Below are 18,370 nucleotides of genomic sequence, written 5' to 3' on the forward strand. Positions count from 1 at the left end.
TTTTTTTTGTAAGGTTATTTATTGTACATCCTATTTATAAAATTCTTATTTGGAATGAACAAAAAGCCAATAGAATATGGTGAAAGTGGGTGGGACAAAAAAAGAGGAGACAACGAGATGAATTCAATCATTATTGGGTTAGGGGTTTTTGTTTTTGTGTTTTTAGGCACGTTCCTTGGTGGTGGTAGTCTCCAACTTCTAAAAGATGTGGTATTCAAAAGGAGGAAATTAGTCTTATTGTTTTCAGGAGGAATCATCCTAAGTTTATTACTAAATGAAATCATCCCAGAAGCCATTGAATTATTTGAGACAAAGGGAATTATTCTTGGATTTATAGCTGGTGCACTTTTAATGAAAATTACTGATCAATTTTTCCATAAGGGGAACAAAAAATCCTTTATGTTCTTAGTAGTTGCTTTAATCCTCCATAACCTTCCCACTGGCGTAGGTGTAGGGTTGTTAATAAACGAGAGTTCAAACTCCATATTTTCTTCACCATTTTTACTTGCCATGTTTTTTCATCACATACCGGAAGGACTAGCACTTATGTCATCTGCTTTATATGGAAATGTTTCTTTCTATCTCTTTACATTAACTTGTTTGATTCTTGCGTTTTTCTTCGGTATTAGCGCATTAATTGGCAATGCGTTTTTATATCTTCAAAATATAAAAGTAAATACGCTTTTAATGGGTACATCGATAGGAACACTTAGTTTTGTAACCCTCCATGAGTTTTTAAGGAAAAGTAAAGATGTTACGATTTTTGAATGGCTTTTATACACTAGCTTTGGTTTTTTAATTCCATACTCGTTGCTTTTTATTCACTAAAACCACAAATGCTGAACTCTCCGGCTGCCATAAAAGGCAGTCCTTTTTATGGATAATTTTGGATTTGGTGATTTAATAGCAATCAATTGACAAAGTATGAATACATTCTTATTATGATACTAAAAGTTGCCTATGGGAAACAATTGGGACAGGGGGAAACACGGATGGACGAAGCTAAAGTAATAAAATTATACGATGCCAAGATCGGAAGCTTCATCCGGATCACTTCAATTGATTTAGAAGGTGTGATGAGAAGACGTTTACTGGATCTAGGTTTTGTTCGAGGGGCAGTTGTTGAAGTGATAAGAAGAAGTCCTTTAGGGGATCCGATGGCATTCCGTGTAAGCCAAACTACCATTGCTTTACGAAAAGAAGAAAGCCAGAGGATAGAAGGGGAGTTGGTCTAACATGAAAAACTCTTATACTGTTGCGTTAGCAGGCAACCCAAACACAGGAAAAAGCACGCTGTTCAATGCGTTAACAGGTTTAAAACAACATACCGGTAATTGGGCTGGTAAGACTGTTTCACTCGCAGAAGGTAAAGTTGAACATAAAGGCAAAACGGTAAGAATAATTGATCTGCCAGGTACGTATTCCTTATTCTCAAATTCAACCGATGAAGAAGTCGCAAGGAATTATATCGTTTTTGAAAAGCCAGATGTAACACTGGTCGTTTTAGATGCTACATCATTAGAGCGCAACTTTAATTTAGCCTTACAAGTTTTAGAGATGACAACGAATGTGATCATTTGTATCAATTTAATTGATGAAGCAGATAAACAAGGCATATCTATAAATGAAAAAGCGTTAACAAGGAAACTCGGTGTACCTGTTATAAAAATATCTGCGAGAAATAAAACAGGTTTTACCCTTTTATTAGATACGATTGATAGAATCCATACGGGAAAGATCGTGTGTACTCCTGAAATTATTTTTTATGATGAAGAGATCGAAAGAAAGATTCGCCAGATCGAACCGCTCGTACGGGAGTATCTTGAAGATAGTATTTCGTCAAGATGGGTAGCTTTACGCTTGCTTGACGGAGATGATTCATTATTTCAGCAGATGGAAAAACGCTTATTGGTCAAGGGGGGATAATCATGCAAAATGGATTCCAACAGAAAACTTCAGTAAGTTTGGGAAACTTATATGCGTATGCTCAAGAAATCTCTGATGATCATATGCGGGATAAGATCGTTCAAAATCTGTATAAAAAGAGTCAACAATTATGCGAATCTAGTGTCATTCATAAAAATAAGAAGAATGATAAAAGAACAGAAAAACTAGATGCCATCTTTACTTCCCCGATATTTGGATTCCCGATTATGATTATAATGCTTGGAATCGTGTTTTATCTAACTATCGCAGGGGCTAACATACCGTCATCGATGCTTGCTACTTTCTTTGGCTGGCTAGAAAATCATCTAACTGCCTTTTTTATGTATATGAATTCTCCTGATTGGCTTCATGGTATATTGGTACTTGGGTTATACCGGGGGACTACATGGGTGATAAGTGTAATGCTTCCTCCTATGGCTATTTTCTTTCCTACTTTTGCCTTGCTTGAAAACTATGGTTATCTACCACGTGTTGCCTTCAATATGGATCGAATTTTCAAGAGTGTAGGGGCACATGGAAAACAGTCTTTAACAATGGCGATGGGGTTCGGTTGTAATGCTGCAGCGATGTTATCGTCTCGAATCATTGAATCTCCAAGAGAAAGGATGCTTGCCATCCTTACGAACAACTTCGTTCCTTGCAACGGTCGTTGGGGTACCCTGATTGTTCTTGCATCACTTTTTATGGCAGCAGGATATACAGGTGGTCTTAAATCACTCGTGACGACTTCTGTTATCGTTGGAATTGTAATGGTTGGTGTAATTGTAACCTTTATTGTTTCTTGGGTTCTTTCCAAAACAGCTCTAAAAGGAGTGCCTACGCATTATACTCTAGAATTGCCGCCATATAGAAGACCGAAATTCTTTGACACAGTCATAAGATCATCATTGACAAAATCTTTATCAGTTCTTAGCCGTGCAATTAAAGTTGCTGCGCCAGCTGCAATTTTAACATGGGTCATTGCTAACATTTATGTTGGGGATACAAGTATCTTGATGTATATCGTAAACTTCTTAGATCCTTTCGGTAAGATGCTAGGGTTAGACGGCTTCATACTCATGGCTTTTCTGATTGGATTGCCCGCCAACGAGATCGTTTTGCCAATCTTATTAATGGGCTATCTTTCCACCGGGTCATTAACAGAAGTCGATAACCTGGTAGATTTGAAGCAAATCTTTGTAGAGCACGGATGGACGTGGCTTACTGCATTGAATATGATGCTATTTTCATTGTTGCATTTTCCATGCGGGACAACACTCGTGAACATATACAAAGAAACCAAGAGTAAAAAATGGACGTTTTTAGCTTTTCTGATACCAACTGTTATTGCAATTACGGTTACATTCACCATTGCTCAAACAGTTTATTTTCTTCGTTAATTCAAAAGCCCTTTATTGGGCTTTTTTTAATGTGAAAAAATGATCGATAGACACAAAGGATTAAGTTTATTTACAATTGTTTATTCTAATTATGTATTAACTTTTTCTCTTTGTATGATTGCACGCTGAGCGGATATTGTGCATAATATACATGAGCACATATTCATATTTAAGAAGGTGGAAATTATGGGACACTCTCACGATCATGGACATCACCATCATGGAAGTAATAACAAAAACGCATTAAAATGGTCATTTTTTCTAATTGCGAGCTTTATGATTGTTGAGGTCATTGGTGGCCTTTGGACTAACAGTTTGGCTCTCCTTTCCGATGCAGGGCATATGTTGAGTGATGCTGCGGCACTTGGACTTAGCTTTTTAGCTCTTACGATGGGGCAACGAAAAGCCACCCATTCAAAGACGTTTGGATACAAACGTTTTGAGATTCTAGCGGCGTTTTTAAACGGTATTACCTTAATCTTAATCTCACTTTATATCTTCTGGGAAGCTTATCACCGTATAGTAGATCCTCCAGAAGTGGTGAGCTCAGGAATGTTAATCATCTCTTTCATTGGATTGCTTGTAAACATAGCAGCTGCCTATATTTTGATGAAAGGCGATAAAGACGAGAACTTAAATGTGCGTAGTGCATTTTTACATGTGCTTGGCGACATGTTAGGATCAGTCGGAGCAATCGTTGCAGCATTACTCATCATGTTCTTGGGATGGAGTATCGCTGACCCGATTGCGAGTATCATTGTTGCGGTATTAATCATCATAAGTGGCTGGAGAGTAACAAAAGATTCCTTCCATATCTTAATGGAAGGAACACCATTAAATTTAGACGTAGAAAAAGTAAAAGAAGTTATACTATCACTTCCCGAGGTGAAGGGAGTTAACGACCTCCACGTATGGTCGATCACATCTGATTTTCCTGCACTCAGCTGCCATGTAGTAAAAGAAACATCAGCTGATTACAAGGAAGTTTTGAATCAAGTGAAAAAAGTGTTGCACGATGAATTCCATATTCATCATACGACGATTGAAGTGGATGAAGAAAGAGAAGGGCATCAGCACCAAGGGCATTGCAATTAAAAAACGAACCCTTTTCAGGGCTCGTTTTTACGTATGTTTTGCATGGTCAATGCTTTGTTTTAACAAGTCAATGACATGTTCATCATCTGTAGTATAATAAATTGTTGTGCCTTCTCTTCTTGATTTCACTAATCTAACATTTTTCAAAAATCGTAATTGGTGGGAAACTGTAGATTGTAAAAGAGAGAGTTTGTCGGCAATCTCATTTACAGACTGCTCACCATGTAGTAACAAATTTAAGATGCGTAACCTTGTTGGATCGGATAATGCTTTAAAACATTGACCGACCATAAAAAGTGTTTCTTCATCTAAATCAATAAACAGCTTTTTATTATGTTGTTCCTGTTCTCCCATGTGCAACCCCTTCTTTATTAATACATGAATCTATTATAAGAGAATCTTTCCTAATGAACAACGATTTAGACCAAGGAGGTACTTGTGAATAACGTTTTAACAACTTATCCATTCTTTGAGCTTTGGAAGATTGACATTTTACTTTTAATTGTTTTTCTAGGCTTTATATTTTCTTTAGTAACTAAGAGAGTTTTAATTTTAAATCCACATTTGGATGGTGTAAGCATTAAGAAGAGGGCACTTTTTTGTAGTGGGTTGATTCTTTGGGCTATTGCAGAGGGCAGTCCGTTAAGTCTGATCGGACATCATTATCTCTTCAGTGTACATATGGTACAGATGACAATTACCTATCTGATGGTACCACCATTATTAATTGCAGGGCTCCCGGAATGGGTGTTTACCTATCTCTTTCAGGTATCATCCATCAAGAAAATGGTCCACTTTGCAACAAGACCCTTGTTAGCGATACTAGTATTCAATTCCTTGTTTTCGATTTATCATTTTCCAAATGTTTTTGACACGCTGATGGCTAACCCTTGGGCGATGGATTTTTATCATATTGTTTTATTTATTACATCAATTATGATGTGGTTTCCTATAATATCAAATGTTCAAACCGGAAAAGAATTATCAAGCCTTCAAAAGACAGGATACATCTTTGCCATGGGCGTACTGCTCACACCAGCATGTGCGTTAATCATTTTTGCAAAAGACATATTGTATCAGATGTATCAACACAGATCGTCGATCACTTACCTCTCCTATACACCTCTGTATGATCAGCAACTTGGAGGAGTAATCATGAAAATCGGACAAGAGATTATATATGGAACGGTATTGTTGAGGATCTTTATCGGTTGGTTCAAAAAAGATAAGTTATATAGCATTGATGAATTACCAGCTGAGGATTATCGGGTCCCAAAGGGATAGCCATTTCTGTTCTAATTGGGGGGAATAAGCATGAATTATGATGTGATTGTGATTGGCGCTGGTCAAGCAGGATTAGCGATGGGCTATTACTTAAAGAAGGCAAAACATTCATTTTTAATAATCGGTAAAGAAGAGAATGTTGGGGATGTTTGGAGAAAGCGTTATGATTCTCTCGTTCTGTTCACGCCGCGGTCATATAGTACACTTCCAGGATGCTATTTTGAAGGGGATCAAGACGTTTATCCGACAAAATATGAAGTAGCAGACTACCTTGCGTCATATGCTGAAAAATTTTCATTACCCCTTCAATTAAACACTAACGTTTATAGTTTGCATAAAGAGGATAACCGATTTGTAGTTAAAACGAACCAAGGCGATTTTCTTTCAGATAATGTAGTTGTGGCTACGGGGCCGTTTCAGGTCCCATTTATACCTGAGTTTTCACATCAGTTCTCCAATGAGGTTTTTCAAGTACATTCTTCAGGTTATCGATCTCCAGAACAGCTCAAAAGTGGATCAGTGTTGATCGTTGGTGGTGGGAATTCTGGTGCTCAGATCGCCGTTGAGTTGTCCAAGACCAAAGAAGTGTACTTGTCTGTAGGACATAAAATGAAGTTCTTTCCGCAAGTAATCGGAAATAAGAGCATCTTTTGGTGGTTTCAAAAGTTAGGACTTCTACAATCACACGTAAATACCACAATAGGGCGATTTTTGAGCCGTCAGCCTGATCCAATTTTTGGTCTTGAACTGAAAAAAGCGATAATAGAAAAGAAGGTAATTTTAAAATCACGATCTGTTAGTGTAGAAAATGACAAGATCATGTTTGAAGATGTGAGCAGGGTAATGGTTGATAATGTTGTTTGGGCGACAGGTTTTAAATCCGATTTTAGCTGGATACAAATTGAGGGTTTATTCGATTACGATAGAAAACCTATTCATCAAAGAGGCGTTACTAAAGTTAAAGGGCTATACTTTTTAGGTTTGCCCTGGCAGTATCGAAGAGGATCAGGGCTGCTCTATGGAGTCGGAAATGATGCAGAGTATCTAATGAATCATATGAACAGCTTACAATAAAAACAGTGCATACAGCGCACTGTTTTTTTATAATCTAACTTGATTTTTTCTTTTCCTCCATGAGCCACTTAGAGGCTAAGACTTCTTGCTCAAATCGATTTGCATGCTCCTCTTGCTTCTTGGACACTTTCTTTATGAAAACGACAAAGATAAATGAGAATACAATTCCTATAACTATCAAAAGTGTAGGTCCTACAAACTCCATCGTCTCTTTTGAAATATTAAACAATATGATCACTCCCTTCATGGTATTTATGTGCATATGTTCATATAATAGCATTAAAAATATTATTATACTATCGAGGTAAGTTATTTTTAAGTAGCCATAGTATATCTTATTATGTTGATCATTAATTTAGGGCTGGATAAAATGAAAACCCACATTCTATTAAAGACAATGTATTTAATCACAATATTCTAAATTGAACTGTCACGTTATTGTTCCAATGCAAATATTTAAATTTACTAGAATTCATATAGAATGAATATATGAATATATGCACATGTATATTGAAAAATTGAGTTTAATGTACTGGAGGTGGGCGATATGAAACTTACTAATTTACAACTTTTTCTTTTCCTGACGGCCTTTGGATTTGTTACTGCAAGTGCGTATTGGATCTTAGCGATTTTGAAATCATATTAATTGAGGTGAAAAAGAATGTACAAGAAAACCATATTGATCATTGATGACGATTGGGACATGAGAAACTTATTGCGTATCTATCTTCGTGATTATTATCACCTTCTTGAATTAGATAATGGGCAGCGCGCTCTAGATGTATTGACAAGAAATAAAGTAGATCTTGTTATATTGGATATTATGATGCCAGAAATAGACGGATGGGAAATCTGTATGAGAATACGTGAGAAAAGTACAACACCTGTCCTAATGCTTACTGCTTTATCCGATGTACAGGATAAGATTATGGGCTTGAATATTGGGGCGGATGATTATATAACAAAGCCATTTGAACCTGATGAGTTGTTGGCTAGAGTTCAGGCATTGCTGCGAAGAGTGTCTTACTTAAATACAATGGAAAAGAAAGAAAATGAAATAATAATTGAGGATTTAACGATTAATATTAGAGCTCGAGAAGTATTCGCAAACGAGAAGAGTGTCAACTTTACGCCAAAAGAGACAGAGTTGCTCATATTTTTAGCTAATAATCCTAGACAGGTTATGACGAGAGAAGTTCTCTTAAACAAAATTTGGGGTGAATATTACTCATATGATGGCAGGGTCGTAGACACACATGTTAAAAATATTAGAGTAAAGCTAAGAGAAAAGGGACTTTCTTTTGATCCAATAAAAACGGTTTGGGGCGTAGGTTACAAATTCTCTCAACCAGGAGAACAAGTGTAATGAAGAATAGTATCATCTTTAAGATAAGTGGAAGTTTTATTTTACTTTTCTTAGTTGTGCTATTCCCTACAGGTATTGTAATCTACCAAGGATTTTCGGGTTTTTATTATAATGAAGTAAGACAAAATATAAATAAACTATCTGAGCAGTATGCCCATTCAATCAACAACACAAATGATAAAGAGTTTATTAGTATGTTTGAATCTCTGTCCAGACTAACAAGGACTGATATATTCATCACAGATTCTAAGGGGAATATAATTGCTAGTACTGGCGTGGAGGGCTTGGAAGAAGGCAAAAAGATTTCAACAAAAAACAACAATTTGTTATCTAGAGGGCAGACAATAAATAAAGAATATGAAGAACCTATTTCGAAGGCTCATCATCTAATGGCAGGAAAACCAATAAAGAATAACCACACTTTTAAAGGCAGTGTTTTTGTACTTTCATCGATTGAAGAGATTCATGAATCGATAAAAAAGGTTCGCCTATTACTTACACTTGTAGGAATCGGTGCTTTCTTTCTTATGCTTGGCTTCACTTATTTTCTTTCACGAAAACTGGCTGCTCCATTATTACAAATGGAAAAAGCAACGAAAGAAATCGCGAAAGGTAATCTCGGTGTACCGGTTGAATATTCTTCCAATGATGAAGTGGGTCAACTCGGGAAGGCAATAAATTTATTGAAAGTGGAACTAAAACAGTACCGTGATTCGAGGCAAGATTTTTTAGCTTCCATTTCGCATGAATTACGTACACCTATCACCTATATTGAAGGGTATTCAAAGGCACTTAAAAATAAACTTTATAAAGATGATAATGAAAAAGTTTTATACTTAGATACCATTAATCGGGCTTCTTTGCAATTAAAAGGCTTGATTAACGACCTCTTTGATTTATCAAAAATGGATATCGACCAATTTCAGCTAACAAAACAACAAATTGATATTATTGAACTTGCCGAATCTATCCTTGTTAAAGTAAAACTGCGGGCAGGAGATAAAGATATAGGAATTGAGTTTATTAAAAATACAGAAGAAGCTTATCTTTACGCAGATGCCTTGCGAATCGAGCAAATATTATTAAATCTCTTAGAAAATGCCATTCGTTATACAGATCACGGAAGTGTTATATTGGAAATAAACAAATCAAAAAAATTTATTGGAATTCGTGTCAAAGATACTGGAAAAGGAATTCCAGAAAAAGAACTTCCTTTTATTTTTGACCGTTTTTATCGAGTGGAGCGATCAAGATCAAGGCAACACGGTGGCTCTGGATTAGGCTTATCTATCGTAAAAAAGTTAGTTGAACTTCACGATGGAACAATAGAAGTTAAAAGTGATCCAGGTAAGGGATCAGAATTTATAGTAAGTATCCCTATTAATCAAAAAGTACACTAAACACAAAAAAATTAGAATTGGAGAGAGGTATATGTATCCTCTCTTTTTTTTGTAATAAAAATGAAAAATAAAAGGGTGCATTTCTTCACAGTTTCCACACATTTTTCAATTATAGTGAGTGTGTCCTAGAAACTCGAATAAACAATTATAGTGTCAGATTTTGGTGTCAGGAGGCTCGGAATTTGAAGAAAGAACTAGTTTTAATGACTGCATTCTTTACCTTGCAGTTAGGTATTGCAAATGAATTAACAACTGTAAACGCAACAACCTTGGATGAGATAAAGGAAAAAAAAGAGGAGAATGATAAAAAACGGCAAGGGAAATTAGCAGAAAAGAATGAAATAGTCACTAAAAAAGAAACCATTTCTTCTGAGATTAAACGACTCGATTTATCGATCATGGATAAAACGCGAGAATTAGAATCGAAGAAGGAAGAAATCGAAGAGATAACCAAAAATATAGAAACTTTAAAGAAAGAGATTGCTATTATAGAAAAACGAATTGAAAAGAGAGACAAACTTCTAAAAGAAAGAGTGTCTGCCATGTATGAGGATGGAGGTGCAACCAGCTATTTAGAAGTTGTATTGGGTTCAAAAAGCTTTGGCGATTTCTTAGATCGAGTCATAGCTTTAAATACGATTGCTGACCAAGACCGATCTATCATCGAAGAACATAAAGCAGATCTAAATGTATTGGACATTAAAAAGGCTAAAATCGAAAATCAGCTATTAACACTGGAAGAAACCAAAGTTGAACTTGAAAAGCTAATGAAAGTTCTTGACGATCAGCGGAATAAAAAAAATATAATATTATCAGATTTGAAGAATAAAGAAGGTGAGATTAACTCCTATATCTTAGATCTTGAGGAGAAAAATAAACTTCTAGACGACCAAGAAAAAGCGAAGAAAGCAGAAATCGCTCGTGCAAAACGAGAATCTGCAATGAGCCAAAACAACAATTCTCAGCCAAAATCAAATAGTGGGAGCGGTTCATTTTTATTTCCAACTGAAGGTATAATTACTTCAAAGACTGGTCCTAGATGGGGAAAAGAGCATGCGGGTCTTGATATTGCTAAAGCAGGAACCGTACCAGTTGTTGCTGCAGCTAATGGGACAGTGCTGCGTTCTTATTATTCATCGAGCTATGGTAATGTAGTATATCTAACACATTATATCAATGGTCAGTTGTATACTACTGTCTATGCTCACATGAAAAGCCGCCTTGTAGATTCAGGAGAAACGGTAACAAAAGGGCAACAGCTTGGTTATCAAGGCAATACGGGCAGATCAACAGGTCAACATCTCCATTTTGAGCTTCATCAAGGGGAATGGAATTCAAGTAAATCAAATGCAATTGATGCTTTACCATTACTAAGCAGATAACAAAAAGAATAATCCATTTCCATTCCCAATACCTCCCTCTTTGGTATTGTTTATATAAAATTTGAACCTGCAGGTAATAAACACCCGAATCTCAACGGGTGTTTTTACCTGTTAATATAGGATAAGTATAGGGTGACTTTTATGAATGATATAAATCTGATTTTTTCGTTTACTGCTGGACTCTTATCGTTTCTTTCGCCTTGTTCCTTGCCGCTTTACCCAGCCTTTGTGTCTTATATAACTGGTGTATCTTTACAGGACTTGAAAGAATCAAACAGGATATCAAAGCATGCGGTTCTTCATACCTTGTTCTTTCTTGCTGGATTCTCAATTATCTTCCTTGTATTAGGATTATCCTCTTCGTTATTCAGCCAACTGTTTATGCAATATAAAGATCTTTTTCGTCAAGTTGGAGCCGTGGTCATCGTATTTTTCGGGCTACTTGTAACCGGGAACTTAAGTATTAAGTTTTTAATGAAGGATAAAAGAGTTCGTTTTACTAAACGTCCTTCAGGATATTTTGGGTCTGTCCTGATTGGATTAGGTTTTGCGGCTGGGTGGACGCCATGTACAGGGCCGATACTCGCTGCTGTCATGGCTCTAGGAATTACGAATCCTGGGTCGGGGTTAATTTACATGTCTTTTTATATCTTAGGATTTGCTATTCCTTTTTTTGCACTCACTTTCTTTGTTGAAAAAATTCAATGGTTCAAAGTGCACAGCGGTATTTTTATGAATATTGGCGGTTATCTAATGATTATAATGGGAATCTTTTTGTATTTTGATTGGATGACTAAAATCATTTCGTTTCTTACAAATAATATATTCGGGGGATTTACTGGCTTTTAAAATTGGAATTTTAATTCCTATGAATTTGCAAAGATGGGGGAGAAAATTTTGGCAGAAGTAAGCGGTATCTTATTATATTGTGCATTTTTTGTCTATTTAATTGCAATAATTCCTTTTTCGATGGCTATGCCAAGTGAAAAAAAGAAACAACAATCTAATAAATGGGGGCAAATCGGATATTTTGTTTCTATTTTAGGATTTTTATTCCAAGCTGGATATTTTGTAACTCGATGGTTTGCGAGTGGTCATGCACCTGTCAGCAACCTTTTTGAATTCATCACTTTCTTTGGTATGATGCTCGTTTTTGCATTTTTAATCATCTATCGAATATATAAAACAAATATTTTAGCCATATTCACAATGCCGATTGCACTATTGATCATCGCATATGCAAGTATGTTTCCTAAAGAAATTTCACCATTAATACCAGCGCTTCAAAGTGACTGGTTAAAAATCCATGTCACTACAGCAGCTCTTGGTGAGGGACTTTTGTCTATTAGTTTTGTTGCTGGACTTATATATTTAATACGTAATGTGGATCAATCAAAATTCAATAAAATGACATTTTGGTTAGAGTTTATCCTTTATTCATTGCTATCTGTTGTTGGATTTATTTTAATCAGTTTTTCGTTTAATCTTATGGATTATAGTACTACATTTATTTGGAATGATAAAAATGAACGTATGATTACTGTCACATACGAACTTCCAGCTATTGTAAGTCCAGATGATTCAGAAGTCAACAGTAATAATCCGAGCTCACTTTTTGAAACCCCTTCTTGGATGGATGGGAAAAACGCAGCAAAAAATTTAAATAGTTTATTGTGGTCGTTTGTTGCCGGCTCTTTATTGTACATTTTGATAACGATGCTCTGCCGTAAACGAATAGCTGCATATATTCAACCAAAGTTAAAGCATATAGACCCTGAGTTATTGGATGAAATATCGTACAGAGGCGTTGCAATTGGATTTCCTGTCTTTACATTAGGTGCACTTGTATTTGCTATGATATGGGCACAAGAAGCATGGAGCAGGTTTTGGGGATGGGACCCTAAGGAAGTATGGGCTTTAATCACATTTTTATTTTATGCAGCCTATTTACACTTGCGTCTATCAAGAGGCTGGCATGGGGAAAAATCTGCATGGCTAAGTGTTGTTGGCTTTTTAATCATCATGTTCAATTTAATAGCAGTAAATTTAGTAATCGCAGGATTACATTCATATGCATAAGGAATTTGATACAATAGACATAATTAAAAAATCATAGAGGTGTTTATATGAAACAAAAAAGTAACCCCTTTAAGAAGATTGTATTAGGTACGCTTGTTCTATTCGGCATAATATTAGGTCTCTTTCTAATTTCCAATGCTAATCAAGATAGTGATTTGAACACACAATCCAGCTACAAATCCTCTCCATCCATTAAAGGACAGCCGACTATAGGTGATGCTAAAGCGGACGTGCAAGTTGTTGAGTTTGGAGATTACAAATGTCCGGCTTGTAAAGCATGGAGTGCTCAGATCTTCCCTAAATTACAAAAAGATTTTATTGATACTGGTAAAGTTAAATTCTCGTTTATCAATGTATTATTTCATGGAGAAGAGTCCGAATTAGCTTCCATCGCTGGCGAATCGGTATTTGCACAAGATGAAGAAGCCTTCTGGATTTTTAACAAAAAGATGTTTGAAGAACAACCAGCAGAAAACCATGATGGGGCATGGATTACAACAGACAAGATCTTAGAGGTTTTAAGTAAAAACACGCCTGAAATAGATAGAGAGAAAGTTAAACAAGATATGGAGAGTAAAGCCACTTTAGAAGAAGTAAGTAAAGATATTGAACTGGTAAAAGAATACAAAGTAGAACAAACTCCAAGTATTATGGTTAATGGAACAATGCTTACTGATCCTTTTAACTATGAAGAGCTAACCAAATTAATCGAACAAGAATTAGAAGGAAAATAATATGAAGCTACGTGAATCAACGCTGTATCTATCATGGGTAATATCCATATTCGCCACGTTTGGAAGTCTCTATTTTAGTGAAGTTAGGGAATTCGTTCCATGCGATTTGTGTTGGTATCAAAGGATCATGATGTATCCTTTGACCATTATTTTAGGAATTGCAGCATATCAAAATAATAAATCTATAAAGCACTACGTTCTGCCGTTATCGATTTTAGGGGGATGCATTTCTCTTTTCCATTATTTAGAACAGAAAGTGCCGGGTTTTGCTGCGATCAAACCATGCAAAAACGGAGTTCCTTGTAGTACGGAATATATTAATTGGTTCGGCTTTGTAACTATTCCATTCTTGGCATTAACCGCGTTTAGTTTAATAACTTTGCTTTTACTGTTAACGAAAAATAAATAATGGTGTATTAAAATAAAACCTATCCAAAAAAACGGATAGGTTTTTTTCTTTTTGAAGGTCAAGTACTTGTTGGGAAATCGGAAGAAAAACCCAAGTTTGTGAACAATGTTTGCACAGAGTATGTGGTTTTAGTGAATGTGGTGAAATTCCTATGACACATACGTAAATTTTAATACAAAAGGTATTTGTTCTGCTAAATTGATAGTGTTATAAAACATATTTCGAATTACAGCAGAAAGAAGGTGGCCTTAGTGTATAAGCGGTATAAACCGTTTGTTTTCTTGGGTATGTTATTGACTGTTTTCTTATTGAGTGGATGCAGTGATTTGCTCGTACTTGATCCTAAAGGACCGGTAGCTCAACAGCAGAAAGACCTGATCATGTATTCAATCATATTTATGATAGGAATTATAATGGTCGTTTATGTGTTGTTTGGATTTATCGTATATAAGTATCGTGATCATAAGGGTCATAAGGGGTACGATCCTGAAAATAAAGGAAGTCACTTAATTGAAGCCATTTGTTTGATTATCCCGTTGATTATCGTTGTTGCGTTATCTATTCCAACGGTAAAAACTATTTATTCTTTAGAGGAAGCTCCAAAGGGAAGTGAGAATAAAAAGCCGTTGGTTATTCAAGCAACCTCGGTGGATTGGAAGTGGATTTTCACGTATCCAGAGCAAAATATAGAGACAGTAAACTATATCAATATTCCAGAAGACCGTCCTATACTATTCAAACTTACATCAGCTGATTCAATGAACTCGTTCTGGGTGCCTTCATTAGGTGGACAAAAGTATGCTATGGCTGGTATGCAGACTGAGCTCTATCTTCAAGCCGATGATCCAGGGGTTTTTGATGGCCGAAATTCAAACTTTAATGGTGAAGGTTTCACAGACCAAACATTTAAAGTAGCTGCTTTAACATCAGAGTCTTTTGATAAATGGGCGAAAGAAACCCAGCAAGAAGCACCAAAATTGACTAAGAAGCAGTACGATCAACTTATGCTTCAAGGTCATACGAAAGAAATGACTTTCTCATCTACCCATCTAAAGTGGGTTAAACATGAAAATGATGCAGATTACGCTATTAAAGTGCGTGAACGCTTAAGCAAGTAATATAGTAAGGCAAAGTCTAATGGGGTGAAACTGCCCCATTAGAAGAGGAGGCACTATCAATGAAATGGGATGAATTTTTTGTAACAGGTGATCCGCTCATTTATGGGGCGGATGTCTCGATTGCTATCACGATGTTAGGAATTGTTTTTTTTCTGACATACTTTAAAAAATGGAAGTGGTTATGGACCGAATGGCTAACTACCGTCGATCATAAAAAGATAGGTATCATGTATATCATCTCTGCTATCCTGATGCTATTCAGAGGGGGAGTTGATGCTCTTTTAATGAGAACGCAACTCGCAGTCCCTGAAATGGAGTTTCTCGATTCACAGAAATACAACGAGATATTTACAACACATGGCACGATTATGATTATATTTATGGCGATGCCGTTTTTAATTGGACTAATCAACGTGGTTGTTCCATTACAAATAGGTGCACGGGATGTAGCATATCCTTATCTGAATGCTGTTAGTTTCTGGACATTCTTTATTGGAGCGATGCTGTTTAATATCTCGTTTGTTATAGGCGGATCTCCATCTGCTGGGTGGACGAGCTATATGCCGCTTGCGAGTAATGAACTAAGTCCTGGGCCTGGTCAGAATTATTACCTCTTGGGGTTACAAATTTCTGGAATCGGTACTTTGTTAACAGGTATCAATTTTATGGTCACTATATTTAAGATGCGTGCACCAGGAATGACATTGTTCCGTATGCCAATGTTCACTTGGTCAGCACTCGTTACGATGGCTATCATCATTTTTGCTTTTCCGATCTTAACGGTTGCTTTAGCTTTAATGACTTTTGACCGCCTATTCGGAAGTCATTTCTTTACACTTCAAGGAGAAGGAATGGATATGCTTTGGGCTAATCTTTTCTGGCTCTGGGGTCATCCTGAGGTTTATATCGTTATACTACCAGCTTTCGGTATATTTTCAGAAATAATAGCTACGTTCTCTAAAAAAACACTCTTTGGCTATAAAGCAATGGTCTGGTCGATGGTTCTAATCGCGGCATATAGCTTCTTAGTTTGGGTCCATCACTTCTTTACGATGGGTTCTGGTGCGTTGGTTAATTCTTTCTTTTCAGTTACCACGATGCTTATTGGGGTACCGACTGGTGTGAAGATATTCAACTGGCTCTTTACGATGCGTAAAGGTCAGATAGAATTTTCAACGCCAATGCTCTGGTCACTCGGGTTCATCGTTAATTTTGTAATCGGTGGGGTAACTGGGGTCATGCTCGCCATGGCAGCAGCAAACTACCAATACCATAATACGTATTTCTTAGTCGCTCACTTCCATTATGTACTAATAGCAGGTACGGTCTTCGCTTGTTTTGCAGGACTTGTATATTGGTATCCAAAAATGTTCGGTCATAAACTAAACGAACGTATCGGTAAATGGGTATTTTGGTTATTTACCATAGGATTCAATATTTGTTTCTTCCCGCAATACTTCCTTGGATTAGACGGAATGCCTAGACGTATATATACGTACAGCGAAGAATCAGGTTGGGGGCCACTAAACATGATTTCAACAGTAGGCGGGTTCATGATGGGGATTGCGTTCTTAGTTCTTGTTTATAACATTTACTATAGTTTCCGCTATGAACCACGTGAAAAAACAGGAGATGCATGGAACGGGCGTACATTGGAGTGGTCGACACCTTCAGCGATGCCGCCATTCTATAATTTCGCTAAAATTCCAGTGGTCAAAGGATTAGATCATTTCTGGAATGAAAAACAGAACAAAGAGATCAAACCATTGACGACACAAGATCTTCAAAAGATCCATATGCCTAATAATTCCGGTGTACCATTCGTTATGGCCAGCTTCTTCTTTGTCTCAGGTTTTGGACTTGTCTTTGAATGGTATTGGATGGCGATCATAGGGTTGATCGGTGTATTGGCAACGCTAGTTATTCGTTCTTTCGATTACAATAATGGTTACTATGTTTCGGTTGAAGAAATAAAAGAAACCGAAAACATAACTAAATAAAGGGAGGCGTGGACATGGCACAATCAAAAGTAAGAGACCTCAACACGCCGATGGAATATCAATCAGAGACTGGAAGATTGAATATTTTAGGGTTTTGGTTGTTCCTTGGGGCCGAAATAGCCTTGTTCTCAACACTGTTTGCGACATATATGGTTTTGATGGACAGGACAGCAGATGGTCCTGCATTAGGAGAATTGTTTGAAGTAAAAGGATTGTTGATACAGACTTTCTTGTTATTAACCAGTAGTTTCACATGTGGACTAGCAATCCATGAAATGCGTCGCTACAATGTAAAAGGCTTATTCTTTTGGATGATTACAACCATCTTGCTTGGTCTTGGATTCCTTGGTTTCGAGATTTATGAATTCTTTGTCTACATTCATGAAGGAGCGAATATAGGCACAAGTGCAGCATGGTCAGCATTCTTCGTATTGGTCGGTACACACGGACTGCATGTAACCCTTGGTATTGGCTGGATTATATTGATTCTGATACAGGTTGCAAAAAGGGGCTTAACACCTCAAACAACCGCTAAAGTATTTATTTCAAGTCTATATTGGCACTTTCTTGATGTTGTTTGGATCTTTCTCTTCACAGCCGTTTATCTCATGGGGATGGTGATGCAACATGGCTAATCATGCAGCTGCTCAACATAAAGGTATTCCTTGGAAGCATGTGGTTGGTTTTGTATTGTCTATTGTGTTAACACTGTTTGCTATATGGTTCGCCCTAGAAACCGATTTATCAACGAATATAAAATTGCTTGTTATTTTTGGGCTTGCAATTATACAAGCAGCATTACAACTCTTAATGTTCATGCACTTAACGGAGAATTCTAGAACACAAGGTTTTTCGGGACGAATTCAAATCGGGAATATATTATTTGGATTTTTTGTTGCGATTGTTATTGTAGTAGGATCGGTATGGGTTCTATCCTCTGGTCATGCAGAAAAGAAACCGACTAATGGAGAACACGAGATGAAAATGGATTCTGGATCAATGAACCATGATTAATAAACCTATTTGATTTACGGGTTACAGTAACTTTCATTATTTTCACATGCAAAAAGAGGAGCCGTTTTAGTGTAACGGCTCCTCTTTTT

Annotated in this window: 20 protein-coding genes; 18 read left to right on the forward strand and 2 right to left on the reverse strand. The window is 36.6% G+C overall.

The window, feature by feature from the left end; all coding sequences use genetic code 11:
• Positions 1-117 precede the first annotated feature (117 nt).
• The 5 genes from IHV10_RS12310 (at position 118) to IHV10_RS12330 (ending at position 4,421) form a co-directional block, all read left to right on the forward strand.
• Entirely contained in the window at positions 118-828 is a 711-nt protein-coding gene (locus tag IHV10_RS12310; protein ID WP_197129702.1) for a ZIP family metal transporter, read from the forward strand.
• A gap of 164 nt (positions 829-992) precedes the next feature.
• Positions 993-1,235, forward strand: a complete 243-nt coding sequence (locus IHV10_RS12315) for a FeoA family protein (RefSeq protein WP_197129705.1) — start codon at positions 993-995, stop codon at positions 1,233-1,235.
• 1 nt (position 1,236) lies between these two features.
• The gene (locus IHV10_RS12320; RefSeq protein WP_197129709.1) at positions 1,237-1,926 is read left to right on the forward strand and encodes a FeoB small GTPase domain-containing protein; all 690 of its coding nucleotides are present in this window, start codon (positions 1,237-1,239) and stop codon (positions 1,924-1,926) included.
• Positions 1,927-1,928: 2 nt separating this feature from the next.
• On the forward strand, positions 1,929-3,326 hold the full coding sequence (locus IHV10_RS12325; protein ID WP_197129711.1) for a ferrous iron transporter B: 1,398 nt from the start codon (positions 1,929-1,931) through the stop codon (positions 3,324-3,326).
• A 186-nt stretch (positions 3,327-3,512) separates the two neighbouring features.
• On the forward strand, positions 3,513-4,421 hold the full coding sequence (locus IHV10_RS12330; RefSeq protein WP_197129714.1) for a cation diffusion facilitator family transporter: 909 nt from the start codon (positions 3,513-3,515) through the stop codon (positions 4,419-4,421).
• A gap of 27 nt (positions 4,422-4,448) precedes the next feature.
• Here the strand turns inward: IHV10_RS12330 and IHV10_RS12335 are convergent, their stop codons facing one another.
• Positions 4,449-4,775: an ArsR/SmtB family transcription factor gene (locus IHV10_RS12335; RefSeq protein WP_197129725.1), complete on the reverse strand. Its 327-nt coding sequence runs from the start codon at positions 4,773-4,775 to the stop codon at positions 4,449-4,451.
• 84 nt (positions 4,776-4,859) lie between these two features.
• Here IHV10_RS12335 and IHV10_RS12340 point away from each other — a divergent pair, with 84 nt between their 5' ends.
• Entirely contained in the window at positions 4,860-5,705 is an 846-nt protein-coding gene (locus IHV10_RS12340) for a cytochrome c oxidase assembly protein (protein WP_197129728.1), read from the forward strand.
• A 30-nt stretch (positions 5,706-5,735) separates the two neighbouring features.
• Positions 5,736-6,779 carry a flavin-containing monooxygenase gene (locus IHV10_RS12345; RefSeq protein ID WP_197129731.1) on the forward strand — a complete coding sequence of 348 codons (1,044 nt, stop codon included), beginning with the start codon at positions 5,736-5,738 and terminating at the stop codon, positions 6,777-6,779.
• 34 nt (positions 6,780-6,813) lie between these two features.
• Here the strand turns inward: IHV10_RS12345 and IHV10_RS12350 are convergent, their stop codons facing one another.
• A complete protein-coding gene (locus IHV10_RS12350; RefSeq protein WP_197129734.1) occupies positions 6,814-7,008 on the reverse strand; it encodes a hypothetical protein in 195 nt (64 codons plus the stop codon).
• Between the two features lie 432 nt (positions 7,009-7,440).
• Here IHV10_RS12350 and IHV10_RS12355 point away from each other — a divergent pair, with 432 nt between their 5' ends.
• From IHV10_RS12355 to qoxD, 11 genes are all read left to right on the forward strand, one after another.
• Positions 7,441-8,145 (forward strand): response regulator transcription factor, encoded by a 705-nt coding sequence (locus IHV10_RS12355; RefSeq protein ID WP_197129736.1) that lies wholly within the window; start codon positions 7,441-7,443, stop codon positions 8,143-8,145.
• Positions 8,145-9,545 (forward strand): sensor histidine kinase, encoded by a 1,401-nt coding sequence (locus IHV10_RS12360; protein ID WP_197129739.1) that lies wholly within the window; start codon positions 8,145-8,147, stop codon positions 9,543-9,545. Before IHV10_RS12355 ends, IHV10_RS12360 begins: the two co-directional genes overlap by 1 nt.
• Before the next feature lie 182 nt (positions 9,546-9,727).
• On the forward strand, positions 9,728-10,927 hold the full coding sequence (locus IHV10_RS12365) for a murein hydrolase activator EnvC family protein (RefSeq protein ID WP_197129742.1): 1,200 nt from the start codon (positions 9,728-9,730) through the stop codon (positions 10,925-10,927).
• Between the two features lie 141 nt (positions 10,928-11,068).
• Positions 11,069-11,776 carry a cytochrome c biogenesis CcdA family protein gene (locus tag IHV10_RS12370; protein ID WP_197129745.1) on the forward strand — a complete coding sequence of 236 codons (708 nt, stop codon included), beginning with the start codon at positions 11,069-11,071 and terminating at the stop codon, positions 11,774-11,776.
• A 48-nt stretch (positions 11,777-11,824) separates the two neighbouring features.
• Entirely contained in the window at positions 11,825-13,006 is a 1,182-nt protein-coding gene (gene ccsB / locus IHV10_RS12375; RefSeq protein WP_197129748.1) for a c-type cytochrome biogenesis protein CcsB, read from the forward strand.
• Positions 13,007-13,053: 47 nt separating this feature from the next.
• Positions 13,054-13,740 carry a DsbA family protein gene (locus tag IHV10_RS12380; protein WP_197129751.1) on the forward strand — a complete coding sequence of 229 codons (687 nt, stop codon included), beginning with the start codon at positions 13,054-13,056 and terminating at the stop codon, positions 13,738-13,740.
• A 1-nt stretch (position 13,741) separates the two neighbouring features.
• Positions 13,742-14,149 (forward strand): disulfide oxidoreductase, encoded by a 408-nt coding sequence (locus IHV10_RS12385; RefSeq protein WP_197129755.1) that lies wholly within the window; start codon positions 13,742-13,744, stop codon positions 14,147-14,149.
• A 251-nt stretch (positions 14,150-14,400) separates the two neighbouring features.
• On the forward strand, positions 14,401-15,267 hold the full coding sequence (gene qoxA, locus IHV10_RS12390) for a cytochrome aa3 quinol oxidase subunit II (protein ID WP_197129759.1): 867 nt from the start codon (positions 14,401-14,403) through the stop codon (positions 15,265-15,267).
• A gap of 59 nt (positions 15,268-15,326) precedes the next feature.
• Positions 15,327-17,267, forward strand: a complete 1,941-nt coding sequence (gene qoxB / locus IHV10_RS12395; RefSeq protein ID WP_197129761.1) for a cytochrome aa3 quinol oxidase subunit I — start codon at positions 15,327-15,329, stop codon at positions 17,265-17,267.
• A 14-nt stretch (positions 17,268-17,281) separates the two neighbouring features.
• Positions 17,282-17,902 carry a cytochrome aa3 quinol oxidase subunit III gene (qoxC, locus tag IHV10_RS12400; protein WP_197129764.1) on the forward strand — a complete coding sequence of 207 codons (621 nt, stop codon included), beginning with the start codon at positions 17,282-17,284 and terminating at the stop codon, positions 17,900-17,902.
• A complete protein-coding gene (gene qoxD, locus IHV10_RS12405) occupies positions 17,895-18,281 on the forward strand; it encodes a cytochrome aa3 quinol oxidase subunit IV (protein ID WP_197129766.1) in 387 nt (128 codons plus the stop codon). The genes qoxC and qoxD overlap by 8 nt, the downstream gene beginning before the upstream one ends.
• Positions 18,282-18,370 lie beyond the last annotated feature (89 nt).

The sequence above is a fragment of the Fictibacillus sp. 5RED26 genome (assembly GCF_015903895.1).
In the GTDB taxonomy this organism is placed as follows: Bacteria; Bacillota; Bacilli; order Bacillales; family Fictibacillaceae; genus Fictibacillus; species Fictibacillus phosphorivorans.